Source organism: Mesorhizobium sp. M7A.F.Ca.CA.001.08.2.1 (genome assembly GCF_003998455.1).
GTDB lineage: Bacteria > Pseudomonadota > Alphaproteobacteria > Rhizobiales > Rhizobiaceae > Mesorhizobium > Mesorhizobium ciceri.
In genome coordinates, this window is sequence record NZ_RZPW01000847.1 from 1 (window position 1) to 2,508 (window position 2,508).

At 68.1% G+C, this 2,508-nt stretch carries 1 protein-coding gene; it reads right to left on the bottom strand.

The window, feature by feature from the left end; genetic code table 11:
• On the bottom strand, positions 1 to 2,508 hold a 2,508-nt coding region (locus tag EN914_RS31925), incomplete at both ends, for a beta strand repeat-containing protein (RefSeq protein WP_407067825.1).

The following is a 2,508-nucleotide window of genomic DNA, read 5'->3' on the forward strand; positions in this document are numbered from 1 at the left end:
GGCATCGGTATAGGTGGTCGAGGTGTCGCCGGCGATGTTGTTGAACGTGTTGCCGAGATTGGTGACGGAACCGCCGATGGTGCTGAGCGTGGTGCCGATGGCGTCGACGGCCTGGTTGGTGGCGGCGAGCTGCGAACCGTTGATGGCATCGGTCGACGTCGAACTGATCCGTCCGGCGGCGACGTTGGTGATGGTGCGTTCGGCGCCGACCGCGCCGACGCTGACCGTCGAGGTCGGGTTGGTGCCCTGGAAGGCGTAGGTGGTGCCATTGATCACGGTGCTGGGCGTGCCGACGGCGACGTCAGTGACACTGCCTGAGCCGAGCGCCACGTCGCCCGCATTGCCAGCAGCAGAGCCGGCGCCCAGCGCGAGCGCGTTCTGGGCGACGGCATTGGCGCCTACACCAACAGCAGTCGCCTGAACGCCAGCCGCAAGCGAGTTCTGGCCGATCGCCGTGCTGGAAGTGGCTGTGGCGGTGGCGTTGGCGCCAATGGCGGTGCTGTATTGGCCCGAGGCCTTGGAGATGTACCCCAGTGCCGTTGCGTCGAGCGCCGACGCGACGGCGCCACTGCCGATGGCCGAGGCGTTGGCGTCGGAGGCGCTCGAATTGACGCCGGCCGCGATGGCGTTCGTCCCCGTCGCGGTCGCGACGGGTCCGATGGCGACCGAGTCCGTACCAGTGGCCGAGGAGTCCGCCGCCGTCGAGTTGGCGTGGAAATATTTGATGCCGCCGCCGACGTTGAGATTGTTGACGACGGCGCCGATGGCGTCCACCGCCTGGTTGGTGGCGGCGAGCTGCGAGCCATTGATCGCGTCGGTCGATGTTGAACTGATCCGCCCAGCAGCGACGTTGGTGATGGTGCGTTCGGCGCCGGGTGCACCGATGCTGACCGTAGAGGTCGGATTGGTGCCCTGGAAGGCGTAGGTCGTTCCGTTGACCACACCGCTGGCCGTGCCGACCGCCGTAGTGGTGACCGAGCCCGAACCAAGCGCGACATCGCCGGAGCTTGCCGCCGCTGTCGCGCCATCGCCCAGTGCGACGTTCCCGGCGAGGCCGGCTGCGCCCGCCGTCGAGCCGTTGCCCAGCGCCACCGAGCCTTGCCCGATCGCCTTGTTGCTGTTGCCGATGGCGACGGCGCCGTTGGCCATATTGGCCGCGGTGGCGGTTGCCGTGCCGTCGCTGTTGGCGATGTTGTTGGCGCCGCCGGTGAAGGCGCCGGTACCGCTGGCATAGCTGGGATCGCCGATGGAGACGGCGCCGTCGCCATAGGCAACATTGTCGGCGCCGATGGCGACAGCCTTGCCGCCGCTTGCATTCGCCCTGGTGCCGATGGCGACGGCATCGGCGGAGTTTGCGACCGCGTTCGTTCCGGCGGCGATCGCGTTCTGGGCACTCGCGTTCGCGGTATCGCCCATCGCCAGCGCGCTCGCGCCACTCGCCGATGCGCTAACGCCCAGCGCCGTTGCGCGCGCGAGGGTCGCACGGGAGCCATTGCCGAGCGCCACGGCGCCAACATCCGTGCCCTGGGCACCCGACCCAATCGCGACCGAGCCGATCCCACTCGACAGAGCGGCATTGCCGAAAGCCAATGCGAAATTGCCAGAGGCGAGTGCGTTAGGGCCGAGCGTTGACGAGCTTGTCCCCGTCGCACGGGAATTTACCCCGATTGCGACGGCGAACTGGGCCGATGCCACGCTTGTACGGCCGATCGCCGTGGCATCAGCCACGTTTGCCGTCACGTCCACGCCGATAGCGATCGCGCTCTGAGCGAGAGCCCCCGTTCCGGCAGCGGAGCGTGCGCCCAGATAGATGGAATTCACGCCGCTGGCGATGGATCCCGTGCCAATGGCTGCGGCGTTGGTCTGGCTGGCTTGAGCGTTGTGGCCGATCGACGCGGTGTTGCTGGCGGCGACACCAATACCGGCATTGGTTCCGATCGCGATGTTGTCGTTGCCGGTGACCAGATTGCCCGCGGAGGCGGAGAGCGTTGCGTCATAGGCAACGGCGCCGTCACCAGTGCCGAGGGCGACATTGCGCTGCCCCGTGACGCCGGAGCCGGCGCCTCTCAAGACGCTTGGGACGCCGCCGCCGACAGCGGTATTCTGTCCGCCGCTGACGAGCGTGCCTGCCGCGACGCCCACCGCGACCGAGCTGGCATTTCCGGTGGTTGACCCGGCGCCGGCGCCCTGACCGACAGCAACCGTGCTGTCGCCGATCGCCAGCGCTTGCACCCCGAGTGCCGTTGAGCTGTTGCCAGTCGCCTTAGCAGCGTTGCCGACGGCGACGCCCGAGACTCCGCTGGCGTTGGCGCCGTTCCCGGCGGCGAGAGAATTGCCGCCGGTTGCCTGGCTGACCACTCCCAGCGCTATCGAATTGCCGCCGCTTGCGTTACTACCCGCTCCCATTGCGGTCGCGTTGCCGCCGGTTGCTTGGCTGGTCGATCCAACCGCGGTACCAAAGCTGTTGGCGACGGTTCCCGTGCCGAGGGCGGTCGAACTGTTCCCCGA